This is a genomic window from Streptomyces sp. NPDC053427 (assembly GCF_044544985.1).
In the GTDB taxonomy this organism is placed as follows: domain Bacteria; phylum Actinomycetota; class Actinomycetes; order Streptomycetales; family Streptomycetaceae; genus Streptomyces.
On the sequence record NZ_JBITYA010000001.1, the window covers coordinates 898,605 to 914,310 of the forward strand.

Consider the following 15,706-nt stretch of genomic DNA (forward strand, 5'->3'; position numbering starts at 1 on the left):
GCCGTGCAAGGATCACGCCCATGCCGCCGACGCCCACTCTGACGGAACGCCGCTCCCCCTGGGGCGTGTTCACCTCTTCCACGGACCCTTGGCCGGCTTCGGAAACAGCCACCCTTGTGCGGCAGAACGGTCCGGTCCTGCGAATCGACGGCCGCGCACTACGCGACGCTGCCTCCCTCTTCCGCGCCTTCGCCCAAGCTGCCGTTCACCGGCTACTCCGGCCACAACTGCCCCCGCCGCCGCGACACACGGTCCGCCGCATCGAAGCGGTCTTCGACCGCCCCTTCGGCTTCCTGGCCGTCCACCGCGTTGCGCGCCTGGTCCTGACGGCGGGTTCGGTGGCCGAACCCGCCCTCCCCAAGGGCCGCGAGTACGACGTCACGTACGCCGACGAGGGCGACATGCACGGCCGGCGCGAACGGCATGGCCCGGACGGCGTGCAGACCGCGGCCTGCCGCAGCGGGGGCACAGCGCACACGGGGGACATGGCATGACAGCGCTGCTCGACGGCCTCGCCGTCAACCCGGCCGCCCTGGCCGACCTCCTGCTGCGGCTCCTGGAACCGCAGTACGCGAGCGCCTGGCGCGCGCTGGCCTCCCGGCGCGCCTCCTTCCCGGCGGAGGTGACCACCGCGATCGTCACCCACCCGCACCCCCGTGTCCGCAGGGCCCTGGCCTGCAACCCGTTCGTGGACCCCGAGGTGCGCGGGCTGCTCGTGGACGATCCCGACTGGTTCGTCCGGACCCGCCTCGCCGCCCGCCCGGACAGGACGCGGCCCGTCCGCCCGCTCCCCGACTGGGTGATCGACCGGATGCTCACGACGTACGACAACGAGTGCCTGCAAGAGCTGTTCTTCTCCCAGCAGATCCCCTTCCGCGTCCAGCGCTCGTACGGCAACCACCCCATGGCCTCGATCCGGCGGATGGCCACCAACGTATGGACCCTGATGTCCGAGGACGAACGGGCGGCGCTGCTGACGGACCCGCACCCGCAGGTACGGGCGAGCGCGGAGAACATGCGGGAGACCGACGACGCGGAGGCGATGGAGCGCAGGCTGGGGCCGCTGCCGCCCCCGCGCAATCACGGCACCGGGCTCATCCTGGTGAACTACCGCCTCTCCCGGACCGTCGTCGACTGGCTGCTGCGCGACCTCCACCCCGACAGCCCCTGGGTCCTCGCCCACAACTACAGCACTCCGCCGGACGTCGTCGCCGGGCTCGTCGAGCACCCCGATCCGAAGGTCAGGCTGGAACTGGCCCGCCGCCGCGACCTCGACCCCGCGCTCGTGGCGGCCCTCGCGCGCGACGCCGACCCGGAGGTGCGTACCGCGATCTCCGTGCGGCCCGAGCTGAGCGAGGACGAGCGGACGGCGATCGACTACACGGTGGACACCGGCGAGGACTTCGGGCCGGTCGAACACCATGCCCATCCGGCCCCCGACCCGGCCGCGACCGCCGCGTACGCCCGCTCACGCCACCCGCTGCTGCGCCGCCGGGCCGCCCGGGACCCCGCGCTGCCCGCCGGCCTCGTCGCAGCGCTCGCGCGCGACGACGACCTGGGCGTACGGGTGCTGCTCGCCCACAACCACCCGGCGCCGCCGCCGGAGCTGCTGCTGCGCGCCTACCTCGAGCACCGGGCCCCGGCCCGCGACCTGCTCACCGAGCATCCCCGCTTCCCCGTGGCGGGACTGGGCACACGCTTCGCGGACGCCGACGCACCCGACGAACGGCGCCTCGCCGTCCTCGACCCCGGACTCCAGCCCGGCACCGCCGACCGGCTCACCCGCGACCCGGACCTGACCGTCCGCTCGGGGGCGGCACGCCACCCCCGCCTGCCGCGCCGACGACTGCTGTCCCTCCTCAGCGACGAGGAACTGGCCGAGCACGCCGCCGCCAACCCAGCGCTGCCCCTGACCGTGATGCGCGAACTGCTCACCTGAGCGAGCGGGCTCCCGGGCTGTTGTCCTTGAAGCGCTGGCCCGCGGCGATCTCCTCGCCGAAGATGTCGGCGAGTTCGCTGCGGGTGACGTCGAAAAGCACTGCCGGAACTCCGAACTCGGCGGCACGGGCGCCGTAAGACCCTTAGTGGACGGACGCGGTCACCACAACAGCGTTGCGGACCGAGGCGCTTCCGGCCACTCCGATGCGCGACGCCCCGCTCACCCGCCCTCTTACGGAACGAACTTGTTGTCCGAGGGCGAGAGGTGCCGCCATCAGAGACGGCGTCTTGGTGCTCCGGCTGTAGATCGGATCTTCATGTCTGTGGTGCGGATTGTCGGCGAATGAGGCGCGATGCTCAAGCGCACGCTGTGAATCGTCGAGGAAGCATGGACAAGCACATGGAAAAGCGGGGACGGCACGATGCGGCTGATCGTCTTCACGCGAGCGGCCACCTGCGCCGCACTCACCCTCGGTGGTGGCGCCTGGCTCGCGGGTCTGCTGTAGCGGTGCTGAGGCGCGCTCCAGATTTTTTGGAGTTCGGCGGTCCGAGGATGTCGAGAACGTGCCACCGGCTCCGTCCCAGGGACATCAGCGGCCACCACCGGCCGCACGAGGAAGAAGGAGAAACCAGCATGGCGATTCAGCGGATGGACAACGTCGGCATCGTCGTCGAGGACCTGGATGCCGCCATCGCGTTCTTCGTGGAACTCGGTATGGAGCTGGAGGGCAGGGCGGAGGTCGAGGGCCTCGTCGCCGACCGGTGCACCGGACTCGACGGCGTCCGCTGTGACATCGCGATGGTCCGGACCCCGGACGGCCACAGCCGACTCGAGCTGGCGAAGTACCGCAGCCCCGCGGTGATCAGCGCCGGGCCGCGCAACCGGCCGCACAACATTCTGGGCACGCACCGCGTCATGTTCGCCGTCGACGACATCGAGGACACCGTTGCCCGCCTGCGCCCGCACGGCGCCGAACTCGTCGGCGAGATCGCCCGGTTCGAGGACAGCTATCTGCTCTGCTACCTCCGCGGCCCGGAGGGCATCATCGTCGGACTGGCCGAGCAACTGCGCTGAGAAGGAGGAACCGAACCATGCACCGAACGAGATCATCGAGGTTCTGAACAGAGACGTTGGACGTGGCGGTGGGTGATTCAGGCCGGAGCCGTGCGCCGTGCCGCGGCGGGCGATCAGCGGTTTGATGCCCTGGCCCAGAGCAGGCGCCGGTACTTGTCGTGGTCGTAGCCGCGGTCGGCCAGCAGGGCGTCGGGGCGTCTGCGGGGCCGGCCGACCGGTCCGGCCACGTCGGGCACCTGGTTCCGGGCGGAGAGGGGAGTTGTTCCAGCGACTCGGCTGCACCGCCTGGTCCTGGACGAGCCGAAGGGGCCGGCGGCAACCCGATCGAGAAGCCACATTGAGGCGCAAATCGAGACGCAGATCGAAGCGTCAGTTGATACGCCGATCGAGACAGACCATGCCTTATTCCGGCTTCTTGCCGGTGTGGTGAGCGCGGGTCCGGAGGGAACGGGTCCATGGGATCAGTGCCGGGACGCGAGCGCGGTAGGTGTCGTAGGCGGCGCCGAACTTGCGGGCCATCAGGTCGTCCTCGATCCGGACCCGGCGGAGCAGCCAGGGGGCGGCGGCTGCCAGGAAGACGATCCAGACGCCGAAGCCGCAGGCCAGCATGCCGCCGGTGATCAGGCCGAGGAGGCCGGTGTAGATGGGATGGCGGACCAGCCTGTAGGGGCCGTCGGTGCGTAGTTCGTGGTGTTCCTGGACTGTTGGGACGCTGGCCCACATCGTGCCCAGAATCCAGCGGGCCCACAGCAGCAATGCGGTGGAGGCGACGGTGAGCAGGGCGCCCAGGAGCGCCAGCTCTGGCTGCCAGTACTGGAGAGGGTGCCAGAGGGAATGCGGCGCGTATCTGATCGGCAGGGAGAGCACACAGACGCCCGCGATCATCAGCACCCGGCGGGGCAAGGCGCTACGCCATCCACACAGCCAACTGGCCAGACCTGCCTGGCTCTTCAGGCCGAAGTAGACGGCACCCACGATCCAGGCCAGGACAAAGATCAGGACACAGATGCCGGTGAGGGTGGTAAGTGCTGAGTGGAGAGAGCCCATGGCCCAAGACTGCTCCGCGTGTTGAGTGGGGCACCACCACCCACGGGCTGAGTCCGAGGTCTGCACCCACGGGTGGAGAACCGTGAGCGGGTGGTGCCGAGCGGTGCAGCCGGCGAGGGGAGCGGGGTGCGGAGGGGGAGGATGCGTGCGCGCCTTCCTCGCCTGTCGTGCCCCGTCCGCGGAACGACGCTGAGCGGGCCGTGCTGGAACACATTCTCTCGGGGTGGGGTGGGATGTGAGGCGGTCACGGGTCGGCCGCGGCCGGTGTGCGGTGGTGGCGCATCCGGTGCCCGGTTCCCGGTATGACGGGACGCCGAGCGCTGCGGGAGGCGCGGTGTCACGGTATGTGTGGCGTCATGAGATGTGTGGCGTCATGAGATGTGTGGCGTCACATCGCTTCCTTGTGGGCTTTGAGCTTTTGCCACACGGTGCTGAGCGCGGTGAGGTCCGCCTCGTCGAGGAGATCGGTGAAGACCGGAGCCAGGCAGGCGCGGCGGGTGGCGTCGGCTTCCTCGAAGAGCCGGCGGCCTTGTGGGGTGAGGGCCGCCTCGACGGAACGTGCGTCGCGGGCGGACGGGGTGCGGGTGACCAGTCCGCGGTTCTGCAGGGCGTCGACGACCCGGGAGACCTGGCTGCGACTGAGCATCGTGCTGTTGCCCAGGACGGAGGCGGGAACCGGGTCCGGGCTGGAGGCGAGCCAGAGCATCACCTCGAACCAGGAGACCGGCAGGTCGTGCGCCTTGGTGAGGGCGCGGTCGACGCGTTCGGTGAGCACGGTTCCGGCCCAGACCAGCCCGTAGAAGGCGTAGTCGGCCGCCGGCATCTCGGCCTCGGTGAGCTTTCTCTTCGCCATGCCGCCAGCCTACCCGGTTGCGTGTGCACGCACATAATGCTTATGGTGTGTGTACACGCACTTAATTTGCTCCGTCTGCGGGGCCGAAAGGATCACCATGTCTTCTCAGGTCGCTCATCAGCCTTCCGGGCCCTCCAAGGTCGTTCTGATCACCGGTACGTCCTCCGGCATCGGCCTCGCGGCCGCCGTCGCGGCAGGTCAGGCCGGCTGGCAGGTCGTCGCGACGCTGCGCGACCCGGCGCGGGCTCACGCGCTGCGCACCGCGGCTGCCGAGGCGGGGGTGGAGCTGGACATCCGCCGGCTCGACGTCGTCGACGAGGCGTCCGTCTCGGCGGCGATCGAGGCCGTGATCGCCGATCACGGTCGGCTCGACGCCGTGATCAACAACGCCGGTGCCGGCCACCTCGGCACGCTGGAGAACGAGAGCGTCGCCGAGGTGCGCAAGGTGATGGAGGTCAACTTCTTCGGCGTGCTCAACGTCTCGAAGGCGGCGCTGCCCCACCTGCGCGCGACCGGAGGCCGTCTGATCACCGTCACCAGCGTCGGCGGCGTCGTCGGGCAGCCCTTCAACGAGGCCTACTGCGCGGCCAAGTTCGCCGTGGAAGGCTTCATGGAGAGTCTGGCCCCGGTGGCGGCCCGGCTCGGGGTGAGCGTGTCCGTCGTCGAGCCCGGCGCCGTGGCGACCGAATTCGTCAACAACCTCGGCGTCGACCTGGAGGCCGAGATCGCCGCGGCGGGTCCGTACGCGGACACCCTGCGGGCCTATCTGGACCGCACCGTCGCGCAATTCCTCGGCAGCAGTGCGCAGACTCCGCACGAGGCGGCCATGGCCGTACTAGAGGCCCTCACGGCCGACCGGCCCGCGTTCCGGATCCAGACCTCCGACTGGGCACGCGGTTTCACCGGAACCAAGCTCACCGACCTGGACGGCTCCGCTGTGCTCGGCCTCACCGGCGGCTGGGTGGCTGACCCGGCGCCCGCGGGCTGACCCGGCGCCCGCGCCCGCGACCGGGCCCGGCGACCCGGCGGCCCGGATGGCGCTCGACCGGCAGCGATCCGGGAGCCGGACCCGGCAGAGGCACGGGCGGTTGACCGCACCTGCTTCCTGCGCTGCCGGTCTTCGCGGATGTGCTGCCGCCGGCCCGCGTGAAGTCCGTGCCGGCTGTGCACGCGAAGACGTCGCTCTCCCAGACCAGGGCGGGCGGGAGAGAGGGGAGCCATCTGGTTGCCTTCGCGCTTCCGATTCGGGGGCACGAACGCCCCCCCCGCTGGTCCCCACCCACCATCGGAATCCCCGTCTGTGCGGGGAGCGGCCGAATCCCGGCCCGGGGCACCACTGCCAGGCGGGGACGCCGCTGCCAGGTGGTCCCGACGCCCAAGAAACCTAGGAGCTCGCTCGGACCGTAGGGACGCGAAAACAGGAGGCGGGAGCCAATGCGTCCCTGACACGATGGCCGGGCTCCATGACGATGAGAAGGGACCGTACGTCCATGCCCCGTGCCATCACCTTGATTCGCTCCGATTCCCTGTCCGATGTCGCCGAGTACGCCTACGCGGCCACGGCGCCCGCCGAGGCCCGACTCATCTTCCTCGCCGGTGCGTGCCCGCTCAACGAAGACGGTTCCACAGCAGCGATCGGGGACCACGCGGGACAGGCGGCGAAAGCCGTCGAGAACCTGCAAGCCGCACTCGACGCCGCCGGTGCGACGCTGCAGGACGTCATCAGCACGCGGGTTCTCGTCGCCTCCACTCGGCAGGAAGACCTGGTGACCGCCTGGAACGTGGTTCGAGACGCCTTTGGCGACCACGATGTCCCCAGTACTTTGATGGGCGTCACCGTGCTCGGCTACACCGACCAGCTCGTCGAGATCGAGGCCGTCGCCGCGGTCCTCGATTCCTAGCCACTCGGCCGCCGCACCGGTCAGGGCCGCCGTCACCACGATGTCCCCGCCGTGCCCGGTCAGGCGCAGGGCAGCCCGCGCACCGGGGACGAGTACGAGGTGGCCGTCGCGAACCGAGCTGATCAGCCTGGTGTGAGGCACCGCTCCAGCGCGGCCCGTTGCTGTGCGGGCAGGTGGTCACCCAGCGGCGTCCGCCTGGGGCTGTGGTCGCCGTTGCAGATCCAGCTCCGCTCGTCGGCATCGAACCGCCATGCCTCGGCACCCCACATCGGATGGCCTTCCAGGAGGCATCGGGCCAGCGGCTCGCAGTCCTCCGGGGCACCGGCGGCAACCAAAGCCGCGACAACCGCGGCAAGGGCCTCCGGAGGCGCCGCCGCGTCGCCCAGAACCGGCAGCAGAAGCAACAGGCGAGCGTGGGGATCGGTGACTCCGGCAGCGTCTTCAGGGGCTTCGAGCAGCGCGGCGAGTTCGGGCCAGCACAGCCCTGGTCCCATGCGGTCCTGATCGTCGCTGGCGAGGGCGAGGGCACCGAACCAGTCCGGGTGCGTGAGGAAGTAGTCCGTCGTCGTGAACTCTTCGCCGCTGTTGTAGTGCACGACGATGGCGAAACCGCCGGTCAGCGGCACGGAGAACACCGGCCAGGCCGACTTGTCGTGGAGCCGCTCCAGCATGTCGCCGGCCTCCCACGGCTCCACTCCGAAGGCCTCTGCCGAGAAGCCCTCACAAAGGTCGGCCAGGTGTGCAGCCCAGAATCCGGGCTCGCCCAAGAGCGGATGACCGTCCACGACGGGGGACAGGGAATACCAGTGCCGTGCCATCACCATGCAGCAATTGTCACCCGCGACGATCAACCTGCTCGAACCGCCCCGGCCGGCTCCCCGGGATCGCTCGACGGCTCGGCCATATGAAGATGAGGCGTCTGTTTCCGAGCCGGTGAGGTCATCGGTCCCGGCGGGCCGTCCGTGACCAATTCGTGCAGGGTGTGGGCGCGTTCTCGCATCAGCTCACGCATCAGGCCCGCGCGGCTACCGAAATGGTGGAAGACCGCGCCCTTCCTGACGCCGGGCGCCGCGGCAGCGATGCGCTCCATTGAGACGTGCTCGGGAGGGTGCCCGTGAGACGTGCTCGGGAGGATGCCCGCGTCGGTGACAGTCGGGCAGCAGAGCACGGGCACACCACGAGGTCCGTACCTCCCCGATCCGACCTGCGCTCTCCCAGCCGTAGGGGGTTGCCGGAATCGACTTGCTGCGGGGAGCCGGTCAGTCGTCTCCGCGCAGGGTCCGCGCGAGTACGGAGCGATGGGTCGGTTTCGCGTGGTCATAACGCTTGTGGCCTTCGTCGGTAAGGACGACGAAGATGCCGCGGCGGTCGAGATCACACATGACACGCTCGACGAGGCCGCCTCGTTCCAGCCTGGCGACCAGCCGGGACCCGGCGCTCTGGCTCAGGTGCACCACGTTGGTGAGGTCCTGGCCCCGGCACTTGCCGTGGTCGGAGGAGGCGAGGAGTTCGAGCGCCTCGAACTCGCTGACGCTGAGGCCGTGCTGCGCCTGCAACTCGTGCTCAAGAGCGTTGTGCACGGTGGCGTGTCGGGCGAGAAGCCCATGCCACTCGTCGACCAATTCCTGCTCCGAGCCATCGATCATGGAGCCCACCATAACATGCGCCAGCATTTGATGCACGGAGATTAAATGCACTTGCATTCAATGCTCGTGCATGTGAGAGTCACGACATGACTTCCTCCGCACCCCCGTCCGCCTCCACACCCACCTGGAACGCCAAACTCTGGGGAGTTCTGCTCACGGTCTCCCTCGTCATCGGCCTCGACGCACTCGACGTCTCGATGGTGGGCGTCGCGCTCCCCTCCATCCAGGCGGACCTGGGCCTGTCCACCAGCGCGCTGCAGTGGATCGTCAGCGGCTATGTCCTCAGCTACGGCGGGCTGCTGCTGCTCGGCGGACGCGCCGCCGACCTGCTCGGACGCCGCCGGGTGTTCCTGGCCGCGGTAGCCGTGTTCGCCGCCGCCTCCGTGCTCGGCGGCCTGGTAGACGACGGAGCCCTGCTCATCGCCACCCGCATACTCAAGGGCATGGCGGCGGCGTTCACCGCGCCCGCCGCGCTGTCCATCGTCACCACCACGTTCGCCGAAGGGCCGGCGCGCAACAAGGCGCTGGGCGTCTTCTCCGTCTTCGGGGCCAGCGGCTACTCGGCCGGCTTGGTGCTCTCCGGTCTGCTGACCCAGGTCGGCTGGCGATGGACGTTCTTCCTGCCGGTGCCGGTCGCGGTGATCGCATGGATCGCGGCCAACCGCCTGCTCCCCAAGGACGGCCCCCGCGCCTCCGGCGGCTACGACATCCCCGGCGCGATCACCTCGGTCGGCGCGATGCTGCTGCTCGTCTACACCGTCGTTCAGGCGCCGGAGGCCGGCTGGGCCGCGCCGAACACGCTGATCCAGTTCGCCATCGCCGCGGTGCTGCTGCTCGCCTTCATCGTGATCGAACGCCGCAGTGCACATCCGTTGGTCCGTCTCGGCATCCTCCGCTCGGGTTCGTTGGCACGGGCCAACCTGGGCATATCGGTGTTCTTCGGTGGCTACATCGGCTTCCAGTTCGTGGTCATGCTCTACTTCCAGTCGGTGCTCCAGTGGTCGGCGCTCCAGACCGCGCTCGGCTTCCTTCCGGCCGCGCTGATCGTCGCCTTCGGTTCGCCGAAGATGGAGCCCCTCATCGCACGCGTCGGCACCTCGCGCACCATCGCGGGCGGCGTCACCGCTCACCTCATCGGCTACGTGCTCTTCCTCGTCATCGACCGGGACGCCCCGTATGTCGTCGGCGTGCTGCCCAGCATGATCCTGCTCGGTATCGGCTTCACCCTGGCCTTCGCGTCCTTCAACATCCAGGCCACCGCAGGCATCCCGGACCACGAGCAGGGCCTGGCCGGCGGCCTGCTGAACACCTCGACGCAGGTAGGCGGCGCGATCGGACTCGCCATCGTCACCGCGGTCCTCACCGCCGGAGGCGAAGGCAAGACCGGCCCCGACGCCCTGCTCGCAGGCTTCACCCCGGCGCTGCTCACGATCACCGTCCTCTCGGCCATCGGCCTGCTCATCGGACTGTCAGGAGTGCTCGGACGGCGCAAGCTCGACAACCCGGCGGACGAATCGGCGGAGAAGTCATCGGACGAGCGGGAGTTCGCCCTCGTCGACTGACCGGTCCCGTCCTGTCACGGCACATCCCTGTGTGAGGCACCAGCCAACACGGGATGTGCCGTCCGGGCACGCATCCGCGCGACTTGCCGATGGCTCCGTCGCGTCCGCGGATGCGTATGTCTATGCGTATGTGTATGTGTATGTGTATGTGTCTGCGCCATGTGAGGGCGCGGCCAGGTCAATACGGCCAGGCCGGGTGAGCCCGGCTGCGCACCGCAGGCGATCAGGCACCGGCTGAGGGCATGTCAGCCGTCAGCCCTCCCGAGTGGTCGGCACCTGCCCAAACCTCTGCCGGCACAGGGCAAGTGAACGAAGCGACTGGCCGGTGACCTGGGACGTGGCGTGTCGGAACGGGTCTCCGGCTCGGATCACTGGGCCGAGATCTTGTGGACGGTGGTGTCGTCGGGGTCCAGCCGTCGCCCATCCGCGGACAGCACTTCCAGTGTGCGGAGGCGATGTCCCTGTCGGCGGTCGACCAGCTGTGAGTGCGGTTCGTCAGGGGCGAAGAAGTTCTGTTCGCCCCACTGCCGCAGTGCCACGATGACGGGGAAGAGCGTCTTGCCCTTCGGAGTCAGTACGTACTCGCGGTAGGCGCTGCCGTCCGAGGCGGGGACGGATTCGAGGACACCGCCGGCGACCAGGGTGCGCAGACGCGCGGCGAGGATGTTCTTCGCCACGCCGAGGCTGCGCTGGAACTCCCCGAAGCGCCGGCTTCCGTCGAAGGCGTCCCGCACGATCAGCAGGGACCACCAGTCGCCGATCGCGTCCACCGACCGGGCGACGGGGCATTCACTGTCGTCGAAGCGCGTCCTGGTCACCATGGCGTCCCTCGCTTTCACCATCTCCCACAGCGGTTGCAACATGCTACCAAAAGAGGTTACCGTCGCCGACATTATTGGTAGCAAGATGAAACCAGATGCATAGGGGAGTGCTGATGCTCGGCAATGGTGAGGCTGTGACACGACGGACCGAGACCCGAAGAGGGGAGGGTTCCGCGTTCGTCCTGTCCCGTGGCGTCGTCATACTGTTCGCCGTCGCCTGCGGGGCCGCGGTGGCCAACGTCTACTTCTCCCAGCCGCTCCTGGTGACCATGGGCCACGACCTCGCCATGAGCCCGGCACTTGTCGGCAGCGTGGTCACCCTCACGCATGTCGGATACGGGCTCGGGCTCTTCTTCCTCGTACCGCTGGGGGACGTGGTCGACCGCAGACGGCTCATCGTGGCCCAACTGCTGCTCCTGGTGGTGGCGCTGGCCGTGGTAGCCGTCGCCCACACCGCGGCGATCCTGCTCGCGGGCATGGCCGCGACGGGTCTTCTCGCAGTTGTCACGCAGACGCTGGTGGCCTTCGCGGCATCGCTGGCCCCTCCCGCCGTACGCGGACGGGTCGTCGGCCTGGTCACCAGCGGCGTGGTCATCGGAATCCTGCTCGCCCGCACCGCATCCGGCTTCATGGCCGATCTCGCGGGCTGGCGCTCCGTCTACCTCGCCTCGGCATCGCTCACCGCCCTGCTCGCCCTGGTCCTGTGCCGAGTGCTGCCGCGCCACAGTGACGCTCCGCCGACGACCCTGCGCTACGGACAGTTCCTGCGCTCCACGATCACCCTGTTCGCACGGGAACGACTGCTCCGGGTCCGGGCCCTGTTCGGCCTGCTGATCTTCGCCGCCTTCAGCACCCTGTGGAGCAGCGTCGCGCTGCCGCTCAGCGAGGCCCCGTACTACCTGTCCCACAGTGCGATCGGGGCGCTGGGACTGATCGGAGTCGCCGGCGCCCTGGCCGCGACCGTGGCGGGCCGCCTGAACGACCGCGGACTCTCCCGGCGGACCACCGGCATCGCCCTGGCACTGCTCGCTGCCTCGTGGCTGCCCTTGGCCTTCACCCGTAGCTCGCTCTGGGCTTTGGTCGTCGGGGTGATCGTTCTCGACCTCGCCGTGCAGGCGGTCCATGTCACCAACCAGACCCTGATCTACGCGCTGCACCCGGACGCGGGCAGCCGGCTGATCGGCGGATACATGGTCTTCTACTCGATCGGCAGCGCCACCGGCGCTATCGCCGCGACCTCCCTCTACACGGCGGTCGGCTGGGGCGCCGTATGCGCACTCGGTGCCGCGTTCAGCTGCCTCGGACTCGTGCTGTGGGCGTTCACACGACACGGCGCCCCGGACCCCGCCGCCAAGGTGACCTCCCGCGGCGAAGGTTGAGCGTTCTCGCCGGACGTTGAGCGACGGGCGCGCCGCAGGTCAGCGGACGCAGGCTACCCCTGCCCGCCGGCGACCGTGAGGCGCCCCCGCGGCGTGAGCCCGTTGAGATGACAGCGGACCCTGTGCCGTGGCCGGGGTGGCTTGCGTCAGAAGGCGTCCGGTCAGGCAGCAGCGGCTCAATCCGTGGCCACTACACATCAGTTGACGACGCAGCGGGACCAGCGATCAGATGACCCGAAGGAAACGGCCTGAGTCTCACCGTTTTTGTGACCGAGTGCTTCACTCGGCGGATGTGCGCTTGAGTTGGCTGGGCTGTGCAAGTGAGTTGGCGGTGGCACGATCGTCTTCCGGCACTCGGGCAGCCGCAGGCGCGTTCCCGGCCGCGCGTCGGCGCTTCCAGTAGGCGACGGTCAGCACGGCCAGCAAAGGTCCCCACAAGCTCAGCGGCGCATAGCAGAAGTAGTACCAGCCGGCTTCCCAGCCAGTGGCCAGGCTCGGGGAGCCGGCCGGCAGGGCGTCGCCCTGGATCGTGGTGCCCCTGATCTCGGAGGCCACGAACAGGAGGGTGAAGACGAGTGTGAGGATCGTGGCCCCGATCGCGGCCGGTATGACCGCGGCCATCGTCGGGACCCGGCGGCCGCGCAGGAACGGGATCCAGCGCGGGAACACCTCGCCCCAGCGGGCGATCAGACCGAGCGCGGTGAATGCAAGGGCTTCGGACAGGACCGACAGGAAGATGACGTACGCGCGCTCGCCGAGCCCGATCTCCTCGTCGAATGCGGCCTGGAGCCGCCAGATACCGGCGGGCAGTACGGTGAACGGCACGGCACAGGCGGCGAGTTGCACCCGTCGGGACACTCCGGCGACGGAATCGTGGGCCGCCCGCCATGCGGCGCGGAATCGTCGGGACGGGGCGGCAGTGGGTTCTTCGGCGTGCCGGTGCGGCTGCATGTTCGGTCCTCGGTTTCGTGGGCCGGGCTGACCCGTTCGATACTGAAGATCCCAGTCAGGGGAGCGTCAGAAATCGCTCTGCGGGCGAACTCGGCTCCGCCGTACGGCCGATGGAGCGGTACGACCGAAGGGTGACGGAGAGCCCGGCGCGCAGCCGCCGAAGAACCTCGAGGCGATGCGATGCGATGCGATGCGATGCGATGCGATGTGATGCGGGCAGGTAGTGCCTGCAGAACGGCGCTACCTGCCCGCCGGGGTGGCTCAGTGACTGCTCTGCCACCACACGAGCAGCACTGTGAAGCCTGCGCTTCCCGCGGCGTATGCGGCACCTCGTGCGGCGTGCGCCGCGAGAACGCGAGCATGCCTTGCCAACAAGAGGTGGATTTGCCGGGCCGGACCGGGTGGGTGTTGCGGACGGCCCGTAGACTCGTTCATGGAAGTTCCCTCGTCTCGGATGGCGGGTGATCTTCAGCAAAGAGCCCCATCGATCCGCAGGTTGCGAGCCAGGAGCGATGCGGGCTCTTTCGCGTGCAACGAGGCTAGCGCGTCCAACGGGGTGCTGGTCATGAGCCGTGTGTGTACAAAAGCGGCGCGTGGGCTTCTACTCTTTGGACAATGCCTCACCATGCAACAGCGAGGAAATGTCGCGTAGTTGGGAGGCCGGAGGTGCCGGGTACCTCCCAACCACGCACCGCGGAAGAGCCGCTGACCAGGGCGCTGCTCCTCAAGGCGATCTACCCAGCACCGGGCGAGCCGTGTGTCCACCTGAGCCGGTTTTCACCATGCGCGAGTGGTACGCCTCGGACACTGATCAGACTCGCGCAGCCCAGGTGCCCGTCGGCAGCGGCACGATCAGCCGCCCGATCAGCCGCTCGTGGAACCGCGGGAGGGGCACGCAGGACAGCTCGCGGTAGCGATCCAGCGTGATCGGCTCCAGTCCGACCTCCGCGAAGGCGGAGTTGGTTGCTCCGATCACCGCGTCGGTGTCGTGGAACAGCGTGCCGTTCCAGTCTCAGACGATGTGCGCTGCGGGCCCGTTCCCCGCTTACAGCACCAGACGAGCTGTGGGTCATCAGCCTCGGCGCATGCGCCGGCCCGGAACTCAGGTGCCGATTCCGCTCACCCGGCCGAGGGCTCCCGTCGCGCGGTGCACGAAGGAGGTCGGCTGCAGGCCCTCTGCCCTCATCAGGTAGGAGACCGGCGAGTCGGCCAGGATCTGATCGCGCTTTTGCGCCGTCACCTGGCGCAGGGTTACCAAACCGAGCGCAAGCGAACCGGCGGTGACGTAGGGCATGTTGGCGGCCACACCGCCGATGGCCGCCCAGGCCGGCAGCTGCGCCTGGACGTTCATGACACCGAGGCCGGCGCCGAACTTCAGTCCCCTGATGGCGGCCTTGAGGTCGCGCAGGGGCTGGTCGAACCGCTTCCTTCTGATGTCCTTTACGTGGGCGGCGAGGATGTCCGGGTCGCTCACCTGCAGCAGTTCCTCGCGTAGGTCCGTGGCTGCCTCCGTCAGCAGGTCGGTGAATCTGTCGAACTCGGATGCATATCGCGTCCGCAGCTCGATGATTTTCTCCACCGGGGCATCCGCGATTGCTTCAGGGACGGGCAGTTCGGCCGCGAGTATCCCGAGGGTGGAGGTCGGCGACACCCCGAAAGGATGCCAATCGAAGAGCTCCGCGGCGATGCGTTGGGGATCCCAGTCGTGGAGCGTCCGCTGTACGCCGCTCTGGTCGGTCAAGGGAGTCAGATTGTTGCGCTTCGCCAGTTCTTCGGTGAGCGCCAGCTTGTAGACCCACGCCAGTTTGGGGTCCATGGACATCCAGGGGGCTTCGACACTGCCGGATCCAAGGGTGGGCCGCCATGTGTTCAGACCGAGTCCGGCATCGAGCATCGCTTGGCGCAGGTCGGGGGCGATCTCGTCCCAGTGGACTTCGACCAGGCTCGTTCCTTCCGGCCTTCGTCGCCAGGGCTCCGGAGGCACGACGTATCGATTGACCAGGCGCCACTCGGGGTTGCTGGCGGCCTCGTCGTTGATCTCCTCCGGCGTTACGCCGAAGTTGTGCTGCAGTTGATCCAGTTGGTTGTGGATCACGGTGATGAAGCGAGGGGAGATTTCCTGGGCGGCTTCCCGGGGGTCGAGAGGGACCAGGAAGTCGAGGCCGTCTGCCAGGGCCCGCACTGTCGCGCCGTCGTGAACCGGATACTGGGGTGAGACCACCCGGGCGATCTGGGGCCAGTACAGGGCGGTGGTCTTCAGCCAGGCGTCGTCACGGAAGTGAACGTAAGGAAAGTAGAGCCCAATCCGCCCCATTTTGCCCCCTCTGGTAGCTGCGTCGCCCTGAGATCAGAGCGGGTCACTGTCGACCATTGTGTCTCCACAGTTCCCGCTTGGCTTTATCGAGCAGTAGTGGCTCTGGCTCAACAACCGTGGACCGCACACCCTGAGTGAGTTGAGAGGGCCTCCGGGGCCTTGTCATTCGCCGGATGCGGCGCGCTGCATGGGCGAGAACAAACTCGCGAGGTACGAGGT

The 15,706-nt window shown here is 68.7% G+C and carries 15 protein-coding genes and 2 pseudogenes; 7 read left to right on the forward strand and 10 right to left on the reverse strand.

Annotation, left to right across the window (positions count from 1 at the left end; translation table 11 throughout):
- Positions 1-116: 116 nt before the first annotated feature.
- The 3 genes from ACIGWZ_RS03555 (at position 117) to ACIGWZ_RS03565 (ending at position 3,013) form a co-directional block, all read left to right on the forward strand.
- Positions 117-494, forward strand: coding sequence for a hypothetical protein (locus ACIGWZ_RS03555; RefSeq protein WP_400060360.1), 378 nt, complete (start codon positions 117-119; stop codon positions 492-494).
- On the forward strand, positions 491-1,939 hold the full coding sequence (locus ACIGWZ_RS03560; RefSeq protein WP_400060362.1) for a translation initiation factor 2: 1,449 nt from the start codon (positions 491-493) through the stop codon (positions 1,937-1,939). Before ACIGWZ_RS03555 ends, ACIGWZ_RS03560 begins: the two co-directional genes overlap by 4 nt.
- A gap of 633 nt (positions 1,940-2,572) precedes the next feature.
- On the forward strand, positions 2,573-3,013 hold the full coding sequence (locus tag ACIGWZ_RS03565; protein WP_400060364.1) for a VOC family protein: 441 nt from the start codon (positions 2,573-2,575) through the stop codon (positions 3,011-3,013).
- 78 nt (positions 3,014-3,091) lie between these two features.
- Here ACIGWZ_RS03565 and ACIGWZ_RS03570 read toward each other — a convergent pair.
- From ACIGWZ_RS03570 to ACIGWZ_RS03580, 3 genes and pseudogenes are all read right to left on the reverse strand, one after another.
- Positions 3,092-3,246: pseudogene (locus tag ACIGWZ_RS03570) on the reverse strand (IS5/IS1182 family transposase); the annotation flags it as partial.
- Positions 3,247-3,415: 169 nt separating this feature from the next.
- Positions 3,416-4,060, reverse strand: coding sequence for a methyltransferase family protein (locus ACIGWZ_RS03575; RefSeq protein ID WP_400060366.1), 645 nt, complete (start codon positions 4,058-4,060; stop codon positions 3,416-3,418).
- Between the two features lie 388 nt (positions 4,061-4,448).
- The gene (locus ACIGWZ_RS03580) at positions 4,449-4,913 is read right to left on the reverse strand and encodes a MarR family winged helix-turn-helix transcriptional regulator (RefSeq protein WP_400060368.1); all 465 of its coding nucleotides are present in this window, start codon (positions 4,911-4,913) and stop codon (positions 4,449-4,451) included.
- A 97-nt stretch (positions 4,914-5,010) separates the two neighbouring features.
- Between ACIGWZ_RS03580 and ACIGWZ_RS03585 the strand changes: the two genes are divergently transcribed.
- Positions 5,011-5,901, forward strand: coding sequence for an SDR family NAD(P)-dependent oxidoreductase (locus ACIGWZ_RS03585; protein ID WP_400060370.1), 891 nt, complete (start codon positions 5,011-5,013; stop codon positions 5,899-5,901).
- 502 nt (positions 5,902-6,403) lie between these two features.
- Positions 6,404-6,814, forward strand: a complete 411-nt coding sequence (locus ACIGWZ_RS03590; protein ID WP_400060372.1) for a RidA family protein — start codon at positions 6,404-6,406, stop codon at positions 6,812-6,814.
- A gap of 122 nt (positions 6,815-6,936) precedes the next feature.
- On the opposite strand, the gene ACIGWZ_RS03595 is transcribed toward ACIGWZ_RS03590, so the two are convergent.
- Genes ACIGWZ_RS03595 through ACIGWZ_RS03605 form a run of 3 tightly spaced genes read right to left on the reverse strand, consistent with a single transcriptional unit; the run spans position 6,937 to position 8,460 of the window.
- Positions 6,937-7,638, reverse strand: a complete 702-nt coding sequence (locus ACIGWZ_RS03595; RefSeq protein WP_400060374.1) for a hypothetical protein — start codon at positions 7,636-7,638, stop codon at positions 6,937-6,939.
- Positions 7,639-7,661: 23 nt separating this feature from the next.
- Positions 7,662-8,135: a TetR/AcrR family transcriptional regulator gene (locus ACIGWZ_RS03600; RefSeq protein ID WP_400060376.1), complete on the reverse strand. Its 474-nt coding sequence runs from the start codon at positions 8,133-8,135 to the stop codon at positions 7,662-7,664.
- Positions 8,074-8,460 (reverse strand): MarR family winged helix-turn-helix transcriptional regulator, encoded by a 387-nt coding sequence (locus ACIGWZ_RS03605; protein WP_400060378.1) that lies wholly within the window; start codon positions 8,458-8,460, stop codon positions 8,074-8,076. Before ACIGWZ_RS03605 ends, ACIGWZ_RS03600 begins: the two co-directional genes overlap by 62 nt.
- 86 nt (positions 8,461-8,546) lie before the next feature.
- Between ACIGWZ_RS03605 and ACIGWZ_RS03610 the strand changes: the two genes are divergently transcribed.
- A complete protein-coding gene (locus ACIGWZ_RS03610) occupies positions 8,547-10,022 on the forward strand; it encodes an MFS transporter (RefSeq protein ID WP_400060380.1) in 1,476 nt (491 codons plus the stop codon).
- Positions 10,023-10,390: 368 nt separating this feature from the next.
- On the opposite strand, the gene ACIGWZ_RS03615 is transcribed toward ACIGWZ_RS03610, so the two are convergent.
- Positions 10,391-10,843, reverse strand: a complete 453-nt coding sequence (locus tag ACIGWZ_RS03615; RefSeq protein ID WP_400060807.1) for a winged helix-turn-helix transcriptional regulator — start codon at positions 10,841-10,843, stop codon at positions 10,391-10,393.
- Positions 10,844-10,956: 113 nt separating this feature from the next.
- Here ACIGWZ_RS03615 and ACIGWZ_RS03620 point away from each other — a divergent pair, with 113 nt between their 5' ends.
- Positions 10,957-12,222 carry an MFS transporter gene (locus ACIGWZ_RS03620; RefSeq protein WP_400060809.1) on the forward strand — a complete coding sequence of 422 codons (1,266 nt, stop codon included), beginning with the start codon at positions 10,957-10,959 and terminating at the stop codon, positions 12,220-12,222.
- Positions 12,223-12,501: 279 nt separating this feature from the next.
- On the opposite strand, the gene ACIGWZ_RS03625 is transcribed toward ACIGWZ_RS03620, so the two are convergent.
- The 3 genes and pseudogenes from ACIGWZ_RS03625 to ACIGWZ_RS03635 form a co-directional block, all read right to left on the reverse strand.
- Positions 12,502-13,080, reverse strand: a complete 579-nt coding sequence (locus ACIGWZ_RS03625; RefSeq protein ID WP_400060382.1) for a hypothetical protein — start codon at positions 13,078-13,080, stop codon at positions 12,502-12,504.
- A gap of 946 nt (positions 13,081-14,026) precedes the next feature.
- Positions 14,027-14,170, reverse strand: a pseudogene (locus ACIGWZ_RS03630) (HAD family hydrolase); the annotation flags it as partial.
- 105 nt (positions 14,171-14,275) lie between these two features.
- A complete protein-coding gene (locus ACIGWZ_RS03635) occupies positions 14,276-15,487 on the reverse strand; it encodes a DUF6236 family protein (RefSeq protein ID WP_400060384.1) in 1,212 nt (403 codons plus the stop codon).
- Positions 15,488-15,706 lie beyond the last annotated feature (219 nt).